The organism is Paenibacillus sp. WC2504 (genome assembly GCF_052682475.1).
Genome location: NZ_JBQZFH010000001.1, coordinates 1,125,262 through 1,143,277, shown reverse-complemented (window position 1 = coordinate 1,143,277; position 18,016 = coordinate 1,125,262). Strand labels below are relative to the sequence as shown.

Sequence of the window (18,016 nt, the reverse complement as noted above, 5' to 3'; positions counted from 1 at the left end):
TCACAGCTTACTTCTTTGTTTAATCTGAGTAAATTGTGGAGCTCAAGTACAAACCAGAACAACAATAGCAATAATAGTAATAATAACAACAATAATAATCACAATAGCAACAACAACAGCAACAACAGCAACAACAACAGCAATAACAACAGCAATAACAACAACAGCAATAACAACAATCATAACAGCAATAATAACAACAATAATAATAACAATCACAACAACAATTGGTATGACGACTGCTGGGACGACATCGATTGGGGCAATCATGATTGTCCGGAATCCTATGATATTTGGAAAAAGTGGTTCTGCTATTAACCAACAAAAAACTCCGTCAGCATCAGCTGGCGGAGTTCTGTCGGTTATGGCTGCTTCGTTTCCAGAACAAACACGGTAATTTCAGGCCGGCAATTGAATCTTATGGGAAACAATGTAGTTCCTATTCCGCGGTTTGTGTAAACGTGAAATTCACTTTTTTCGAAGGTATAAAGTCCTACCTGATACTTTTGTCCCAGGTCCGGTGTAAATAGGCTCCCGTAAAAAGGAATCCGAATTTGTCCGCCATGACTATGACCTGAAAGCTGCAAGGCAACAGGAAATTTCAAGGCAGTATCAGCGAAATCCGGCTCATGTGCAAGCAGCAGCACGAACTCGTCTTTTTCGGTCCCCTTTAACGCGAGAGGCAGATCCGGTTTACCATGGAACATTTCATCTATTCCTGCTATCCATAAACGGCTATTCCCGCGTACAATGGACCTATTTGTGTTGACTAGGACAGTAAAGCCGGATCGTTCAAGTACATCCTTGACCCGTTTAGGGTCCAGGCGCATATCGTGATTGCCGAGAACCGCGTATTTGCCCAATCTGGCTTGAAGCCGCGATAGAATCGGGATCACATCGTCATTTATTTGACCATAGTTAGAATCAAATAAATCTCCTGTAAAACAAATCAAATCAGGCTCTTCCCGCTGAACTAGCTTAACCACTCGAGCCAATTGGCCCAAGCTATAGTACTTACCGAGATGTGTGTCGCTGAACTGAACAATGCGCATGCCCGCGAATGCTGCCGGATACCGATGATACGCAAGAGGAACTGTATTTAACTGAATCCAATACCGCTCACCAAAGATGCCATATAGACCGCTTACTCCCGCAAGCGTCGCCAAAGATCCTACCGCAGTCATACTATACTTAAGAAATGCCCTGCGATTCATACGTTTATTGGTCACTAAATGTCCCCTTCCCTTACGAGTATCTCTAGGCCTAACTGCGGATGCTCATGCGGAATTTGTCGAGGGGAATCACATAAGCCTCGATACAATTTGTATAATTTTAATATGATCGGGATTGATTTCGCGGAAAAAACGTGCGATAATAAATTACCAGATACGATTTGTATCACAAAGAATGCTTTGGAGGGGTCACTTGTGAATCATCAGATGCATCAGACGGATTTGGAAGAACTTGATACGGAGTGGATCGAACTTATTATGAGCGCACGTAAGATGGGTTTTACGATGGACGAAATTCGCGCATTCCTAAGAAGCCCTTTCCAAACGACTCAAAAATCACAAAATTCAGCTGAAAATGATCCTTGTATGTCCCCATAGATCTACACAAGGTTATCTGGATTATTCATCGTTTGGTCGCTTCATTCTCCATTTGTTAAAATCCAGAAATTCGCGAAACTGCTGCTTATCGACCCCAGATGACATCGCTTCTTTAATAATGTCATACCATTCCTGATCGAGCTGAGGCCCATCCTGAGATGTCTCATCCTGCTCATCGATTAATCTCTCGACAGGCACTTTAAGGACAGCTGCAATTTTCTCAAGAAACTGAATAGAAGGATTCTTCTGAATATCCCGCTCCAAGCTGCTAATATAGGATTTAGCAACCCCTGCACGTTCAGCAAGTTCTGTCAATGACAGGCCCTTCTCTTTCCTCAATTGTTGAACACGTTTTCCAATCATTTCATATCTTCCCTTATCTCAAAGTGATGTGTGCTCTCATAATTATATCAGAATTTCCTCCAAAGAACAAATATGTTTCTTATTAAGAACAATAAGAAAAAAGCCCCCTGCGGGGCTTTTGCTTCAAGCTTGGATTTAACAGCTTGTATTTCTTGTAGACCTTGTAGACGGATAACACATATCTATAACAGCAGTCAGTATCGTGCAAACCGATGACTTGGGAATGCTCACTAGTTAACTTTATCATTATGCCATTTCATGAACTCTATCAAAATTTTCAATTCATGAATACGTTCTTTGGCGATACCTGATTGTTTCAAATCAGCTATAAAATCCATCCATTCTTGATCCAGTTGATGATTCGTTCCCGTATCTTCCGTAATTTTCAATAAGAGTTTAAGATCAACGTTAAGAACCTCTGCAATTTTTTCTATGACATGAATGGAGGGGTTCTGTTTGAGATTTCTTTCGATATTACTTAAATAGGATTTGGAAATACCTGTCCGCTCTGAGAGCTCAGACAATGTGTACCCCCTCTGCTTACGTATACTTGAAATATTTTGACCGATCATGGTTATCATCACTCCACGGTGACACTTTTGGCAAGATTTCTTGGCTTGTCAACATCGCAACCTCGATATACGGCTGCATAATACGCAATTAATTGTAACGGAATAACCGAAACCAGCGGGGTAAGATGCTCGTGAATGGCAGGCAGAACGATCTGATCGTGCTTTTCCTCCATCCCTTCCATGCTGATCATACAAACATGAGCACCACGTGCCAGAACCTCTTGGACGTTGCTCCTAATATTGCCCCTGATATGAGATTGGGTTAAAAGTGCAATAACTGGAGTGCCCTCTTCAATTAAGGCAATGGTTCCATGTTTCAATTCTCCACCGGCAAACCCTTCGGCTTGAATATATGAAATTTCCTTAAGCTTTAATGCGCCTTCCAGACATGTGTAGTAATCCATGCTTCGCCCTATAAAAAAGCAAGTGCGTGACGTATTTAAATACTTCCATACGTTCTCTTCCATCATCTCCTTCTTGTTAATCATAATTTCCATCGCATTCGCGGCAATACTTAACTCGTGGAAAGGGTTGATCTCCTGTTTAATTCCTTTTGCATGCGCGTTGTCAAATGCTAGTATCGCTAATACAGCAATTTGTGCTGTATAGGCTTTTGTTGAGGCTACCGCGATTTCGGGTCCAGCATGGGTGAGTAACGTGAAGTTCGCTTCACGTGCTAACGTGGAACCTGGTACATTGGTAATCGTCAATGTCGGATAGCCTAACTGCTTGATGGCTACTAATACACCTCTGCTATCCGCCGTCTCTCCGCTTTGAGAAATGAAGATAAAAAGGGGGTTCTTGGAGAGAATCGGTCTGTTATATAAAAATTCACTTGCGATATGAGTTTCAACGGGGATTTCGGCTATTTTCTCAATCAACTGTTTACCGACCAATCCCGCATGATAACTTGTTCCACAAGCAATGAGATAGATACGATCCGCTTCCTTCATACTATTACGAATGTTAGGATCGATGATCAAATCACCATTGCCATCTTGGTATTTGTAAACGATTTTGCGAATGACAAAGGGCTGTTCGTCAATTTCTTTCAGCATATAATGCGGATATATCCCTTTCTCAATATCACTAGCATCAAGCTTGACTTGAAAAGGCCTTCTCTGCATGTGCTCTCCGCTCAAGTTTTTAATCGTTTTTGAATGTTGGCGAAGAATGACCATTTCCTCATCCATCAATTCCACGAACTGATTCGTTAGCTGCAACATCGCCATAGCATCGCTTGCAATAACATGAAAGTCTTGGCCTAGTCCAATGAGCAAAGGGCTTTTATTTTTACCAACATAAATCGTATGGATATCTTCGTCATCTAATAAAGCAACGGCGTAAGAACCTTTCATTGTGACGAGCAATTGCCGAAAGGCTTCTTCAACCTCTAAGCCGCTTTCCACTAATTTCTCCATTAACTGGACAATCACTTCCGTATCCGTATCGCTTGAGAAAGGGACTCCAGAAAGAAATTGCTGCTTGATTTCCTCGTAGTTCTCAATAACCCCATTATGGACAATCGTGAAGCGACCGCTGTTGCTTTGATGAGGATGTGCATTTCTGCGGCTAGGTTTGCCATGTGTCGCCCATCTCGTATGGCCAATACCAACTAACGCTGTCTCCTGATGATCAATCACATCGTTAAGCGCAGCTATCCGTCCCTGTTCTTTGTAAACATGTATACCTGTTGCATTCAATAAAGCTATTCCGGAAGAATCGTACCCTCTGTATTCTAGTTTTTCCAAACCTTTAATCAAGATTGATTTCGCATCCTGATTACCGATATATCCTACAATTCCACACATTTTAAATCTCCTTTGAAATAAAATTCTTAATAAAGAACAATTGAGTAATAATTAGTTATAAATTGAATACATGATCCAATTCCCACATAAGTTTTTAAAAAGGGAGGGATTCTGTCATGTATTCACTTTCGACGAGTGTATGGAAAAAGGCACAACGTACTTACCATAAGGTCTTGCATGCATACAATTCTATACTTTATAGAGACTGTCTTGACATAGAATTGAAAGAAGCACTATTTGAAAAGATGCAGCATCACAGACAGAAGATGAATGAAGGCGCTTAAGCATGGCGCAATGTTAAACACTAAGGCTTTTGGCCTTAATCAATGACTCCTTGATGCATGCGATAACCCGCATCTGCTCATCTTCCGACAGACTGGACCCGGATGGTAGACAAAGTCCCCTTTTAAACAATTGCTCGGATATAATCTCATTATCACTATGTGGGTAAAACTTAACCCCTTCGAATAGAGGCTGCATATGAAGCGGTTTCCAAACTGGACGTGCCTCGATATTTTGTTCCGCCAATGCTCCTAATAACGATTCAACCGATACACCAGCTTCATTTTCGTCCAAAGTTAACACTGTCAGCCAACGATTCGAACGCGTATTGGGCAGCTCGGGCATAAACTCGATCCCTGGAACATGCGCTAACTCTTGAACATATCTTCTGAAAATCGCTCTCCTGGCGTTAACTCTCTCTTCCAGCACCTCTAACTGAGCTCTGCCAATCCCGGCGAGCACATTGCTCATCCGATAATTATAACCAGTCTGGCTATGTTGATAGTGCGGCGCATAGTCGCGCGCTTGGGTTGCCAGGAAACGAGCTTTATTCAGCTCCTCGCCTTCGTTGGAAACCAGCATCCCCCCGCCGGAGGTCGAAATAATTTTATTGCCATTAAAGGAATAGATGCCAAACTTCCCGAATGACCCGCTCGCTTTCCCTTTATACGTGGAGCCCAACGATTCTGCTGCATCCTCGATTACAGGGATATCAAACGCTTGGCAGATCGCCAAGATTTCATCCATCTTCGCACTTTGGCCATACAGATTAACAACGATGACTGCTTTAGGCAGTTTTTTTTCTTGGGCAGCATCGTATAAGGCACGTTCTAACGCTTGAGGGGACATGTTCCATGTTTCTGGCTCCGAATCAATAAATACCGGTGAAGCTCCCAAATAGACAATCGGGTTGGCACTTGCAACAAAGGTTAGACTTGAACAAAAAACCGTATCTTCCGCTTGAACATCCAGCAGCCGCAGAGCCAAATGAATGGCCGCCGTTCCGGAGCTGACCGCAGCCGCGTCGTTAACCCCCACATAGGAGGCAAGCTCTTTCTCAAATGCATCGACATGAGGGCCAAGTGGAGCGATCCAATTGGTATCAAAAGCATCTTGAATATAGGTCATTTCATTCCCGCTCATGTGTGGAGGGGAAAGATATATTCTTTTTGTATGCGTGAACACTGGTTATGCACTCCCTTTATATGGGTTCTTGTGACAAAAAAAGCGCCTTGGGCGCTATTAGGCGAACTTTCGGCTGCTTATAATTTTTGCCGGGGTTCCTACTGCTGTGCTATTCGTCGGGATATCACTAATTACTGTGGCACCTGCTCCGATAATCGCCCATTCTCCGATGCTTTTCCCAGGAATGACGGTCGCTCCCGCACCTATCATAGTCCCTTCTTTTACAATCACGGAGCCGGTAAGTGTAGCTTTAGGAGCAATGTGGGCATAGTCACCAATGTGATTATCGTGCTCTACAATTGCACCCGAGTTAATAATCACATGATCGCCGACGCATGTATCGGCGCTAACAATGGTATTTGCCATAATAACTGTACCATTCCCTATAGAAGCACTCGAACTGACAATCGCTGTGTGGTGAACGAGTGAAACATAGTTTTCCTTGGCTAGGCCAAGCTTTGTCACAATCGACTTGCGAACCGCGTTATTCCCAATCGCAATCACAAATTTAAGATGACTCATTTGATTCAACAGAAGATGTGCAGAAGAAATCGGACCTATGTATACTTCATTACTTAGAGTTAACTCATCATACTTGTCATCCAGTATGGCGATGATCTTCGCATCACTTTTGGAATGAATCAAATCCCTTATGACCTTACTATGGCCACCTTCACCAATAACGACTAAATCCAACCTGTACCAAACCCTTCATGATAGATTTGATCCGGAGAATTTCTCCATGGTCACATGATTCCCGTGGCTGATTCCATCCGACTTGATCACTTTAACAAAAGTTAAAGCTAGAATTTTGATATCGAGGAGAATGCTTTGGTTTTCCACATACCAGACATCGAGCCTGAACTTCTCTTCCCATGAGATTGCATTTCTACCGTTAACTTGAGCCCAACCCGTAATGCCAGGACGCACTTGATGGCGCTTGGCTTGCTCTTCCGTGTATAGTGTCAAATAATCCATTAACAGCGGCCTTGGACCTACTAAACTTAAGTCTCCCTTAATCACATTCACCAATTGGAGTAACTCATCAAGGCTGTATTTTCTAAGGAATTCCCCAAAGGAAGTTAATCGAATTGAATCCGGCAATAAATTCCCTTCGTTGTCCCTTGCATCTGTCATGGTCCGAAATTTATAGATATTAATTGGCTTGCCGTGCAATCCTGGTCTTAACTGTGTGAAGATAATCGGTGATCCTAACTTTACTCTAACCAAAACAGCGACAATGCCGATAATCGGGGAAAAAAGGAGTAATAAAGGAATTGAGATTAGTAAATCAAAAAATCGCTTCATCATGATCATGCTCCTATTGGTCTTAACTAAAAATTTTGATTTCAAACGGTTAAGTTTCCATACAAAGTAATTGGACTTCTGGGTGCTATGACCATCAACAGCTACTAACCACTGTTTATCATCCGTCATTAACTGGTCGATATGGTGCATCCCATCTTTTCTCCAATCGCCTTCTTTTTTCGAACCGCATAAGACTAAGGAGATTTCCTCTTCCTCATATTCAAACTCCGTTAGCTTGTTTACCTTAAAGACTCTCACTGAATCGCCATAATGAGGATAATCCGCTTGGGTATACCTATAGATCGTTCCATCTGAAAGAATGAATCTTCCTCCGGGTCTGCTAATCATCAAGTTACTAGTAATTAATGGGCTTTGGGGATGTGCGAGATAGGGTCCTTCCAATTGCGCTGAATGGAATAAGTGAAGATTCCCACCCTCAGTCCCTGCAAAAATCCACCATTTATTAGCGTATCTGATAATGGAGGGGTCCATGAAGTTACCTTCCAGCAGCTCACATGCAACTTCCCATTCATAAGGAAACCGCTTGGCTTTGTACAATAAAACACGATTGGTTTCAATCGTTTCAGGAAGCATGAACATCTCGTCCTCAACTTTAAAAACATGAGGATAAGATAGATGGAAGTTTTCACTTAGAACGACTTGTTGATACTCCCATTTCAACCCATCTGCACTTATGGCTAAGCCAATTTGCCCACGTTCAAGTTCTTTATTAAAGATCTCAAAAAACAAATAAAACCTTGAATCATCCTTGAGAATAAAGGGATCTGCTACAAATTCAGCTGGCACATCACTTACGTCTGAGGCATGTATAGACGGTTTATCCACGTCCAATTCAGTTTCATTTAGTAATGTTGTTATCATGTCAGCGGAACTGAAAACCTTGATCGACCATATCTGAGCAACAATTCCCTTCTTCATAAGGGAAATTAACGTCTTTAGTTTTTTAATAAATTTCCGATTTATAGGGAACAAACTTTAATCACCCTTCAGTCAGTACCGACATACGCATGAGTAAGCCCCCGCTATACCGTTATTTCTTCTTCCTTTTTATGAAAACCGTATGGATTATGGGCTTGCCACCTCCAGGAATCAAGACACATCTCTTTAATGCCTCTCTGAGCACTCCATCCTAACTCACGTTTAGCCTTGTTCGGATCCGAAAAACAGACGCCTATGTCACCTGGCCTTCGATCTGTCATCGTATAAGGAACATGTTGTCCAGTTACACTTTCAAATGCTAATACCATTTCCACAACGCTATAACCCTGTCCCGTACCAAGGTTGTATGCCTCTACTCCTGTACTCGCCATAACCTTCTCCAACGCTTTCACGTGCCCACATGCCAAATCGACAACATGAATATAATCTCTGACACCTGTGCCATCTACAGTTGGATAATCATTTCCATAAATCATTAATTCCTTTAATCTCCCTACTGCCACTTGGGTAATGTAAGGCATTAAATTATTCGGTGTGCCGTTTGGATCTTCGCCTAATCTACCACTGCTATGAGCCCCAATCGGGTTAAAGTAGCGTAACAACGCAATGCTCCATGTTGGATCGGACACGTACATATCCTGCATGATCTCTTCGATCATCAGTTTTGTACGACCATAAGCATTCGTTGCGCCTAGAGGAAAGTTTTCTGTAATTGGCACTTGATCCGACATGCCATATACGGTGGCTGACGAACTGAATACGATTTTTTTCACCGCATATTCCTGCATAAGCTCACATAACACGAGCGTGCCCGTTATATTGTTGTGGTAATATCGCAGTGGTAAACGAACGGACTCGCCAACTGCTTTTAACCCTGCAAAATGAATCACAGCTTCGATTTTATTTTGTTTAAAGACCAACTCTAAATCCTGGCGGTTTAACAGATCAATCTGATAAAATGCAAAGTCCTTACCTGTTAGTTCTTTTACTCGTCTCAAGGACTCTAGACTGCTATTGCTTAAGTTGTCAACAACAACAATGTCGTATCCTGCGTTCAGTAACTCTACACAGGTATGACTTCCGATATAGCCGGCTCCACCGGTTATAAGTATTGGCATTTTGAACCTCCTGACTGTTGGTTAAAATTTTAGGTAGTCACTTCGATAAAAGAGATGTAAAGTAACCACGTTTTCATAGTAAAAATAAATTAGATAGAAACCTAAAATGGCGTAATAGATAAACTTTCGTTCTCTCTTTACAAATAAACTGATCACCCATGACATGAGAATGATATTGTATAATCCAAAATAGATGGTAAACCTGGCAAAAATCCAATTTTGTGTCGCGACCGCCATGACAACAAAATTCAATAAAGACATGTTCACAACATAGTCACCGTAAGGAAATAACTCTCTTAGTTTATTTCTTCCCAGGTATGCGAAAATCAAGGGAACCGCTCCGATGGCCACCCGAATAACGTTAGCTCCGCCTTCTTGGAAATCTTTATACTCGCTATAGTGAGTATCAGCAATTGCAGTGAATATGGCATCAGATATTACGCTATATCCTAGAATCAATATCATTGCCAAAGATAGTAGAACAATCGTTGACGCTGTCCAAGCCTTTCTTCTTACAATGAAGTAAATTGGTATAAGAATTAGAGCACTACCATGAAATAAAGAAGCGAATAAAACCACAAGAAAATACTTCTTCCAGTTTCCTTCAAACAAGAACTTGGTAGCAGCAAATACTATTGCAGAAGCAAGAAATTGCCTAACCCCGTTCATGGAAACAATATAAAGTCCTGAGGTTATGTATAGGTAGATACTTAAATCAAACAATCTTGAATATTTGTATAACACATAAATAATGAGCACATTAGTCACTAATGCTGTGATAAATATTAACAACTGTGGATCATCAGTGATTTTTTGCAATATCATTTGTAAAATACCGAAGCCTATATCCTTCTCAGCTTTCACTTGTTCCCACGTGTAATTATTTAATTTGTAAGAATACATATAAAAGAAGGTATCACCAATATTATTGCGAAGCCCGGCTATTACTACGAATGTTGCCATAACGATAGCCGCCAACCATTTATTAGGCTTTACCGCTATAGCCTCAGCACCAATTGCCACAGGTTTGGCCAAACGTCTTGAAAAATAGGAAGCGATATAGACGACAATCAGATTAACCCACAGTATGGCCATTGTTGTTTTCCTTTCGAGTCCTATGTGACACTCGTTTTTCTCATTACATACCAATAAAGCAGGACACCAAGCGGGATGGCGAGAAGAGTGAGCAGTTTCGCAGGTGTTTCCTTCATGAAATTGCGATTACCGGAAGTCAGGCTGCTAGACACATAATGGATAGACTGCCTGAATTTAAAGGGTGAACTAGCGAACGGCAGCTTCATAAGCTCCTTACGATAAAAAGCAAAACCTCTAGGGTTCTTGCGGTACTGCTTTAGCATGTTCATAGATGAGCCGTCCGGTAAATACTCCACACAGCAGAGCACTTCATTCATAAGAAGCAATTCATACTGCTCGTCTAACTTATAGTACTTATAAGCTAAGCCAACATATTTTTCATTTTCGAAAATAGGGTAAGGATGCTCCCGTGTAAGGGCTGTTCGATAAACCAGCTTTTTATCCCCGGTCACGCCATGTTTGCTGTATAGCTGAAATAGCGTTGAACGCTTCATATTCTCCGGCAGCTTCGTGCCGATAATACGGCCATCTGTAAAAGAATCAAGCCCAACGATTCCACTTACATGCTCGCTACCGTGTAACTCCCAAAAAGTGTTAATTTGTTCCACAGCACCATCCGGCATATAATCATCGGAATCTATACATACGTTTAACTCTGTATCGATTAACCTGTAAGCTGTATTATGAGCGCCATGCATCCCCTGATTTTCCTGACGGTGATATCGAATTTGGATTTCATTCTCCGAGATCCAACCTGCCACTAATTGTTCCGTATTGTCCGTCGAGCCATCGTCTATAATCAGCCAAACGAAATCTTTGGACGTTTGTCGCTTAAGGCTCTCGTAACAAACATGCAGACAATAAGCTCTATTATATGTAGGTGTAAACACAGTAAGTTTCTTCATCCAATCACCTCAATACGCCTAAATAAAACCCTTCCGTCCAAGCAGCGCTGTTCTTAATGTCGTATCCATTGTTCGATAAAGAGAACATTGGGATATGCCTCGGTAAATTTCTTGCGATAACGCTATTTATACGATCAATCCAAACCGACTTGTTTTCCAACGATATCCGCTCAACCAATTGAATGCCCATATCCACTTCCTGAGTAATCTCATCGGATATGAGACAAGGCAAACCGGCCCCCTGCGCTTCAATGAGTGTAACAGGCAAACCTTCATGTAAAGAGGGAAATACAAACATATCAAAAGCTTGGAGTAATCGTGTAATGTCACTTCGTACGCCAAGAAACTTTACCTTATCTTGTAGATGTAAAGTTTCTACTTTCTTTTCGATCTCTGCACGCAATGGTCCATCTCCTGCTAAGATAAGGACTGCATTAGGTTTCTCTTGTTGCAACTGCGCGAAGATATCGATAAGAAACGAATGATTTTTCTGATGTGCAAACCTTCCAACATGCCCTAAAACATAACTCTCCGAAGGAAGTTCCAGCTCTTGTCTAACTTGCTCTCTAATCTCAGGAGAGAATGCAAACTTCTCACTCTCAATCCCATTTTTTAAAATCATCGCTTTCTTCACCTTGTTTGCAAACAACCATTTCGCTGCTTTATTCGAGCATGCTACAAAATGAGTTGCACAGGAGGATATAAATGTTCCAGCGACCCATTTGTAGACTCTGGCGGCAACTCCACCCTCACTACTTGTATTATGGCTGTGAGCAATCCGGACAGGTGCGCCTGCTTTCTTCGCGGCCCGCAAAACAAAACCACTCATTTTATCCATATGAGCATGCACAATTTGGTAATGGGGATGTGTCTCAAAGAATTGCTCCAAAGCTTGCATATATTTCGTATGACCTATATCTGATACATAGGGAATTCGATGAATTCTTCCGCCCATCTCTTCGATTTCAGCATCGAAAACACCAGGTTTACTGGTGAGAAAATCAAATTGAACCTTTGATCGATCCATATTGCGATATAAGTTCATGAGCAGGGTTTCAGCCCCACCTCGATTCATATTGACGACGACTTGCAAAATCCTTATTGGATCGCCCACATGACATCCACCTTTTCGTTCATGTATAGGGAATAGATACTTCTTTTCTCATTTAGCACAGTCTGAATTGCATATCTGATCTCAACAATATTTCTGCCGTGCTCGCCAAGCTTTGATCGAAGATCCTTACTCTGTGCTAACTGCTTGATCTTCATTGCCATTGCCTCATAATCATTGGGCTCTACAATCCAGCCATTGTTATCATTAAGAACCAGCTCTCTATGTCCTCTATTGCTGCTAGCAACTACTGGAAGAGCACAAGCCATAGCCTCCATCATATTTACAGGCAACCCTTCACGCAGACTTGATGCAACAGCAACATCGCACATTGGCAGTATGAGGTGAATATCATCTCGATAGCCCAGAAAATCAATTTGATGTTCCACACCTAACTCTCTAGCAAGATTACGGCACTGCTCTTGTAGAGGTCCTTCACCTGCAAGCAACAGTTTAGTATTCGGGACATCTTTCTTAATCAGGGCTAAAGCCTGAACGAGCATTTGCTGATTCTTGTTCTGATTAAACTCTGCAGCATAAAAAAGGAGGATATCCTCTGAACGGTAACCGGCCTTTTCTTTCAACTCATACTTATGTAAGTCATTTATGGGATGGAATCGAACGGTATCTACGCCTACACCATGCACATGTTCTATTCGACCTGCTCGGAAACGGCGGTCAACGGCCAATTGATAATCTTCTTCATTAATCGTTATTAGACAATCAGTCAAATAAGAAAGGATTTTTTCAAGTGGATAATAAACCGTCCAGTTAAGCAGTGAAGCCCCCTTGCAAAAGTGAAACCCATGAGCGGTGTAGATCACTTTCGTCCCACTCTTGCGTGCTTTCCGCGCTGCTAAACGTGCGAGCACACCACCCATTGGCGTATGGCAGTGAATGATGTCATACTTATTTTCATCTATGAGTGACTTTAACTCTCCATAGGCTTTAAGGTTTTTTAATTTAAAAGGGGACCTTTGGATGGCAATATTAAACTTTGCATCCACATAAGGAAGGTCCATATCACCGTTAGCGGCAACATGGACCTCCCACCCCTGTTCCTTAAACCACTTCATGTAAGGTAAATGAAATGCCTTAAAATGATAATCAACAGTGGCACATAAAAGCACTTTTTTAGACATCTGTATCCCCTACTTAATTAATTCTTTCTCCAGAACGGAAGAAAGATATTTGAGTAAATCGAATCTTAAATCCTCACGTTGCAAGGCGTAATTGATCGTGGTTTGTATGAATCCCAATTTCTCACCCACATCGAATCGTTCACCATCAAATTCATAAGCATAGACCGATTCGAGCGCATTTAACGCTTCAATGGCATCCGTAAGCTGTATTTCTCCTCCGGCGCCTGGTTTCTGGTCATTCAGAATATCAAAAATTCTTGCTGTCAAAATATAGCGGCCCATGATGGCAAGATTAGACGGAGCCTCTTCTTTCTTAGGTTTCTCCACCAAATGATTGATGCTGAATAGCTGCTTTTCAATTTGTCTTCCATCGACAATGCCATAGCGGGATACTTCATCGTCAGAAACGTGCTTGACACCAATGATAGAGGAATGGCGATACTCATATTGATCCATCATTTGCTTCAAACACGGCTTATCCGCACGAACAATGTCATCTCCTAACAACACAGCGAATGGTTCGTCTCCTATGAACTTTCGTGCACACCAGATCGCGTGCCCCAGACCTCTTGGCTCCTTTTGGCGGATATAATGAATATCTACTTTTGACGATTTCTGAACTTCGGTCAATAAGTCAAACTTTTGTTTTTCAAATAAATTCTGTTCAAGTTCGAAGGAATTATCAAAGTGATCTTCAATCGCTCTTTTGCCTTTACCCGTTACAATAATGATATCTTCAATTCCCGATTCCACTGCTTCTTCTACGATATACTGAATGGTCGGCTTGTCGACAATGGGAAGCATTTCTTTAGGCATAGCCTTCGTTGCAGGCAGAAATCTTGTACCCAAACCGGCTGCTGGGATAATGGCTTTACGTACTTTCATGGATTCAAAACTCCTCTTTAAACGATTGAGATTAATTTTTTTGGAATTGGAATGACATGACTATTGGCTAGATTCAACAATTGAGTTCTTAGGCTCTCTTTATCTAGTGTGGTGTAGGTGGATATCATTTCTTTTATTTCTTCCATGTACAATTCCGATGTTTTCCCGATATAAATCTTAGGATAAACCTGTCTTTCATTGATTTCATCGCTATTTAACAACTCTTCAAAAAGCTTTTCCCCTGGCCTCATACCCGTAAATTCAATTCCTATATCTTCTAGCGAGTTTCCAGAAAGCTTGATCAGGTTTTTGGCCAAATCAACAATCTTTACGGGTTCTCCCATATCAAGGACAAATATCTCCCCGCCTCTGGCTAACGCACCTGCTTGAATGACTAATCTGGAGGCTTCTGGAATCGTCATAAAGTAGCGGATCATGTCAGGATGAGTGACGGATACGGGACCACCTTTTACAATCTGCTGTTTAAAACGAGGAATGACGCTGCCACGACTTCCTAGCACATTGCCGAAACGAACCGCCACGAATTTCGTGTTACTGTTTCGATCCATATCCTGAATAATCATTTCAGCCATTCTTTTGGTGGCACCCATGACACTGGTTGGATTCACAGCTTTATCCGTAGAGATCATGACGAACGTATCTACCGCACTTTGGCTTGCCGCTATGGCTACATTCATCGTACCTATCACATTGTTTTTAAATGCCTCTTCAGGATTTCTTTCCATTAAAGGCACATGTTTATGAGCAGCGGCGTGATAGACAACGTCCGGATGATATTTGTTCATGATCGACATCATCTTCTTAACATCTTGGATATCTGCGATTTCCGTGAAGAACTCAATGGATGTAGACTCGTATAAATCTTTTAATTCCATTTCGATGGAATAAATACTGTTTTCACCATGGCCTAATAGAACCAGCTTCTGAGGAGTAAACTTCGCGACCTGACGGCAAATTTCAGAGCCAATCGAACCACCGGCGCCAGTTACCAATACCACTTTATTCGTGACATATCCTGAAATACTATCTATATCCAAATCGATAGGATCTCGGCCTAATAAGTCTTCTACCTGCACATCCATAAAGTGATTTACCGAAAGTTTTCCGGATACCAGATCTTCTAGCTTGGGGAGAGTTTGCGTCTTTGCGTTGGTTTTTGTGCATTCCTGGAAGATAAGGTTTAAATCTTTTTTACTTAGGGAAGGGATAGCAATGATGATATTATCAATATTTAGCTCTTTAACCGCTCGTTCTATTTGATCAATTCCCCCAATAACAGGAATCCCCAAAATATCAAGATTGTGAATTTTCACATTATCATCAATGAATCCTACAGGAAACATTTCAGTATCGTTGTTTTTAATCAATTGTCTGACCACCATGGTTCCAGCTGACCCAGCGCCCACAATCAGTGTTCTTTTCTTCACGACTGACTTCTTAATATAAGTATTCCGAATGATCCGCCAACAGAAACGAGAACCTCCGATAAGAATCATATGCAGCATCCATGTCACCGCAAGTAACCGGAAGTAAATATCATGAATGATCAACTGCTGAACACAAGCGACGGTAATTAACGAGTAGGTAGTAGCTTTTATAATAAAAATGAGTTCCCCAATGCTCGCATGTTCCCAAGCTTTCTTATAAAGCTTATACACGAAAGAAAATATATGATGACTAAGTAGTAAGGTGATGGAGCTAACAACCAAAGGCAACGTGATTACGTCTAGACTTGCACTCAATAAAAAACGACTAAAGAAAATGGAAGTGATAACGATAAAGGAGTCAATGAAGACTAATAAAGATAATCTTTGTCGATATGACAAATGAATGCACCCTCTCACTAAAGTTCTTAAGTATAAGGCCTTTGTTAAAAAGACCATATAATTAAATCCTTTAATTTTATTAGGGCATCTAACCCCGCCTCGCACCACACTTTTGACGACTCGCGTCTAAGGTCAATTCAACCCACAGCATGGCCGAGTGCCTCCGTTGATAACGGTTAGGAGGCATCACCGAAGTAAGTTTAATGTTAGCTACTTGTGTGGCATCTGATCTAATACACCCAATGAGGTGTTCCATATAAAGAACAAAAGGGATTACCTAGACCCGGAAAATTTTATAAAGAACGTTTTATCTTGTAAATGTTCTTTATAAAGAACTTATGTGTAGAATTCCGTGCCTTTAACAGATTTCCATTTCTCTTAGCTCAATTGTAGTTCTTTATAAAGAACGTGTCAACGAAAAATATTCTGAGACCAACTAAATAGCCCCGATTAACTCGAGGCTTGAAGAGTTCTTATTTAAATAGATTGTTTTCCATTTTCGTCACTTTTGCTTTTTGATCATTATAACTTAATTTTTCTAAAATATTCATGATGCCAGCTCTTACAACATTAGTTCGTACTTCAGTTATTCTTGAAAACATGAAAGCAATTGTGCACATGAAGGCTACGAGCAATATTTCAATTAGTACAGATAATAAGTTAGGTTGTAACCCCTTAAAGCCATTTTTAGCTGCCCAGTAATAAACAACATTAATAATGGGATAATGAATTAAATAAAGGCTAAATGAAAAACTGGCTATCAACTTTGAGGTCTTTTCAAACCATTTATTTTTACTTTCTGGCTTTGTTTCCTTTGCAGTACCCTGCATAAATATGTAAATTAAAAGGCCTAGAGATAGCCCTATAAAAAGATCTACAATAAATAAGTTGTTTGTATCGTGATCAACAAATAACCTGCCGTTGTTTACCAGCGGTCTCATGAACATAGCCAAACAAACAAGCAAAAGTGACGCGGTCATAGTAAATTTATTCTTTACTCTTGAAGTAGCTGGCAGAAGTAACACAAGCATTCCCACTAACCATATTAAGAAATAATAGCTCATCCGTTGCCCAATCAGGAGTATGATAGCTAGAGCAATGAAAAGGTACACAACTTTCAAGATTTTTTTCTGATTCCGAAGCAGCAAAATAATAGCAGGAAATAGCATGTAATACCAAAACTCATAACTCAGACTCCATAATGGCCCGTTTGACCCATAGCTACCGACATATATATTTTGCAGATAAAATAGATTCCCAACAAATTCCTTAATATTGCTGTAATTATCAATATACCTATTATAATCAAAAAAATGACTAGCTAACTTATCAGCGATAACTGTTAAACATAAAGCAGGAATTAATACTACGTAAAGTCTTGACAATCGATTCACAAGGTATGTTTTCCAAGACCATTTGTTATCCATGATTGATTTTAGAACGGATCTCGATATAAACAATCCACTAAGAACAAAAAAAACTATAACGGATGGTCCTCCAAGTAAGTTAAGAAGATACAGTAATTTAATAATTGCAGTGGGGTTCTGTAAATATCCATAGCCCAGGAATAGTCTAGATCCTAGATGTTCCATCAATACTAGAATTGCAGCTAGCCCTCTTAAAAAATCCAAATAAATAGATACTCTTCCCTCTAATAAGCTATTAGCCTTTAAGAAATTATTATAAAATTTATTCACATTTTCACCTCTGCTATTTAATATTACAGTCAATATCTCCGATTGTAGTTCTTTATAAAGAACGTGTCAACGTATACTATTTTTAGTAGTTTAGCCCATTATGACGCTAAATTGGAACTATTTTA

At 40.7% G+C, this 18,016-nt stretch carries 17 protein-coding genes and 1 pseudogene; 1 reads left to right on the top strand and 17 read right to left on the bottom strand.

Annotation, left to right across the window (positions count from 1 at the left end; all coding sequences use genetic code 11):
- Positions 1 to 42: 42 nt before the first annotated feature.
- Both ACUN27_RS05130 and ACUN27_RS05125 read right to left on the bottom strand, forming a co-directional pair.
- Positions 43 to 270 (bottom strand): hypothetical protein, encoded by a 228-nt coding sequence (locus tag ACUN27_RS05130; protein WP_445558509.1) that lies wholly within the window; start codon positions 268 to 270, stop codon positions 43 to 45.
- 92 nt (positions 271 to 362) lie between these two features.
- A complete protein-coding gene (locus tag ACUN27_RS05125) occupies positions 363 to 1,229 on the bottom strand; it encodes a metallophosphoesterase (RefSeq protein WP_445558508.1) in 867 nt (288 codons plus the stop codon).
- Positions 1,230 to 1,427: 198 nt separating this feature from the next.
- Between ACUN27_RS05125 and ACUN27_RS05120 the strand changes: the two genes are divergently transcribed.
- A complete protein-coding gene (locus ACUN27_RS05120) occupies positions 1,428 to 1,610 on the top strand; it encodes an anti-repressor SinI family protein (RefSeq protein WP_246069152.1) in 183 nt (60 codons plus the stop codon).
- A 21-nt stretch (positions 1,611 to 1,631) separates the two neighbouring features.
- On the opposite strand, the gene ACUN27_RS05115 is transcribed toward ACUN27_RS05120, so the two are convergent.
- The 15 genes and pseudogenes from ACUN27_RS05115 to ACUN27_RS05045 form a co-directional block, all read right to left on the bottom strand.
- The gene (locus ACUN27_RS05115) at positions 1,632 to 1,973 is read right to left on the bottom strand and encodes a helix-turn-helix domain-containing protein (protein ID WP_127455449.1); all 342 of its coding nucleotides are present in this window, start codon (positions 1,971 to 1,973) and stop codon (positions 1,632 to 1,634) included.
- A 230-nt stretch (positions 1,974 to 2,203) separates the two neighbouring features.
- Positions 2,204 to 2,545 (bottom strand): helix-turn-helix domain-containing protein, encoded by a 342-nt coding sequence (locus ACUN27_RS05110; protein WP_127455448.1) that lies wholly within the window; start codon positions 2,543 to 2,545, stop codon positions 2,204 to 2,206.
- An 8-nt stretch (positions 2,546 to 2,553) separates the two neighbouring features.
- On the bottom strand, positions 2,554 to 4,356 hold the full coding sequence (glmS, locus tag ACUN27_RS05105) for a glutamine--fructose-6-phosphate transaminase (isomerizing) (RefSeq protein WP_445558507.1): 1,803 nt from the start codon (positions 4,354 to 4,356) through the stop codon (positions 2,554 to 2,556).
- 297 nt (positions 4,357 to 4,653) lie between these two features.
- A complete protein-coding gene (locus tag ACUN27_RS05100; protein WP_315953879.1) occupies positions 4,654 to 5,781 on the bottom strand; it encodes a DegT/DnrJ/EryC1/StrS family aminotransferase in 1,128 nt (375 codons plus the stop codon).
- Between the two features lie 99 nt (positions 5,782 to 5,880).
- On the bottom strand, positions 5,881 to 6,519 hold the full coding sequence (locus ACUN27_RS05095) for an acetyltransferase (RefSeq protein ID WP_315953878.1): 639 nt from the start codon (positions 6,517 to 6,519) through the stop codon (positions 5,881 to 5,883).
- Between the two features lie 15 nt (positions 6,520 to 6,534).
- A complete protein-coding gene (locus ACUN27_RS05090; protein ID WP_326059327.1) occupies positions 6,535 to 7,131 on the bottom strand; it encodes a sugar transferase in 597 nt (198 codons plus the stop codon).
- A 102-nt stretch (positions 7,132 to 7,233) separates the two neighbouring features.
- Positions 7,234 to 8,013 (bottom strand): annotated as a pseudogene (locus ACUN27_RS05085) (glucosamine inositolphosphorylceramide transferase family protein); the annotation flags it as partial.
- A gap of 161 nt (positions 8,014 to 8,174) precedes the next feature.
- Positions 8,175 to 9,209, bottom strand: coding sequence for a UDP-glucose 4-epimerase GalE (gene galE, locus ACUN27_RS05080; RefSeq protein ID WP_315953877.1), 1,035 nt, complete (start codon positions 9,207 to 9,209; stop codon positions 8,175 to 8,177).
- Between the two features lie 21 nt (positions 9,210 to 9,230).
- Complete coding sequence (locus ACUN27_RS05075; protein WP_445558506.1) at positions 9,231 to 10,304, bottom strand: EpsG family protein; 1,074 nt, start codon at positions 10,302 to 10,304, stop codon at positions 9,231 to 9,233.
- Between the two features lie 20 nt (positions 10,305 to 10,324).
- The gene (locus ACUN27_RS05070) at positions 10,325 to 11,209 is read right to left on the bottom strand and encodes a glycosyltransferase family 2 protein (RefSeq protein WP_445558505.1); all 885 of its coding nucleotides are present in this window, start codon (positions 11,207 to 11,209) and stop codon (positions 10,325 to 10,327) included.
- 4 nt (positions 11,210 to 11,213) lie between these two features.
- A complete protein-coding gene (locus tag ACUN27_RS05065) occupies positions 11,214 to 12,323 on the bottom strand; it encodes a glycosyltransferase family 1 protein (protein WP_445558504.1) in 1,110 nt (369 codons plus the stop codon).
- Entirely contained in the window at positions 12,308 to 13,462 is a 1,155-nt protein-coding gene (locus ACUN27_RS05060; protein WP_445558503.1) for a glycosyltransferase family 4 protein, read from the bottom strand. The genes ACUN27_RS05065 and ACUN27_RS05060 overlap by 16 nt, the downstream gene beginning before the upstream one ends.
- Before the next feature lie 9 nt (positions 13,463 to 13,471).
- A complete protein-coding gene (gene galU, locus ACUN27_RS05055) occupies positions 13,472 to 14,347 on the bottom strand; it encodes a UTP--glucose-1-phosphate uridylyltransferase GalU (protein ID WP_445558502.1) in 876 nt (291 codons plus the stop codon).
- Between the two features lie 17 nt (positions 14,348 to 14,364).
- Positions 14,365 to 16,194, bottom strand: a complete 1,830-nt coding sequence (locus ACUN27_RS05050; protein WP_445558501.1) for a polysaccharide biosynthesis protein — start codon at positions 16,192 to 16,194, stop codon at positions 14,365 to 14,367.
- A gap of 473 nt (positions 16,195 to 16,667) precedes the next feature.
- Entirely contained in the window at positions 16,668 to 17,891 is a 1,224-nt protein-coding gene (locus ACUN27_RS05045; protein ID WP_445558500.1) for an acyltransferase family protein, read from the bottom strand.
- Positions 17,892 to 18,016 lie beyond the last annotated feature (125 nt).

Coding starts and splice junctions, on each gene's coding strand:
- ACUN27_RS05100 (WP_315953879.1), bottom strand. CDS start 5,781: ATGAGCGGGAATGAAATGACCTATATTCAAGATGCTTTTGATACCAAT.
- ACUN27_RS05090 (WP_326059327.1), bottom strand. CDS start 7,131: ATGAAGCGATTTTTTGATTTACTAATCTCAATTCCTTTATTACTCCTT.
- glmS (WP_445558507.1), bottom strand. CDS start 4,356: ATGTGTGGAATTGTAGGATATATCGGTAATCAGGATGCGAAATCAATC.
- galU (WP_445558502.1), bottom strand. CDS start 14,347: ATGAAAGTACGTAAAGCCATTATCCCAGCAGCCGGTTTGGGTACAAGA.
- ACUN27_RS05130 (WP_445558509.1), bottom strand. CDS start 270: ATGATTGCCCCAATCGATGTCGTCCCAGCAGTCGTCATACCAATTGTT.
- ACUN27_RS05070 (WP_445558505.1), bottom strand. CDS start 11,209: ATGAAGAAACTTACTGTGTTTACACCTACATATAATAGAGCTTATTGT.
- ACUN27_RS05110 (WP_127455448.1), bottom strand. CDS start 2,545: ATGATCGGTCAAAATATTTCAAGTATACGTAAGCAGAGGGGGTACACA.
- ACUN27_RS05060 (WP_445558503.1), bottom strand. CDS start 13,462: ATGTCTAAAAAAGTGCTTTTATGTGCCACTGTTGATTATCATTTTAAG.
- ACUN27_RS05115 (WP_127455449.1), bottom strand. CDS start 1,973: ATGATTGGAAAACGTGTTCAACAATTGAGGAAAGAGAAGGGCCTGTCA.
- galE (WP_315953877.1), bottom strand. CDS start 9,209: ATGCCAATACTTATAACCGGTGGAGCCGGCTATATCGGAAGTCATACC.
- ACUN27_RS05075 (WP_445558506.1), bottom strand. CDS start 10,304: ATGGCCATACTGTGGGTTAATCTGATTGTCGTCTATATCGCTTCCTAT.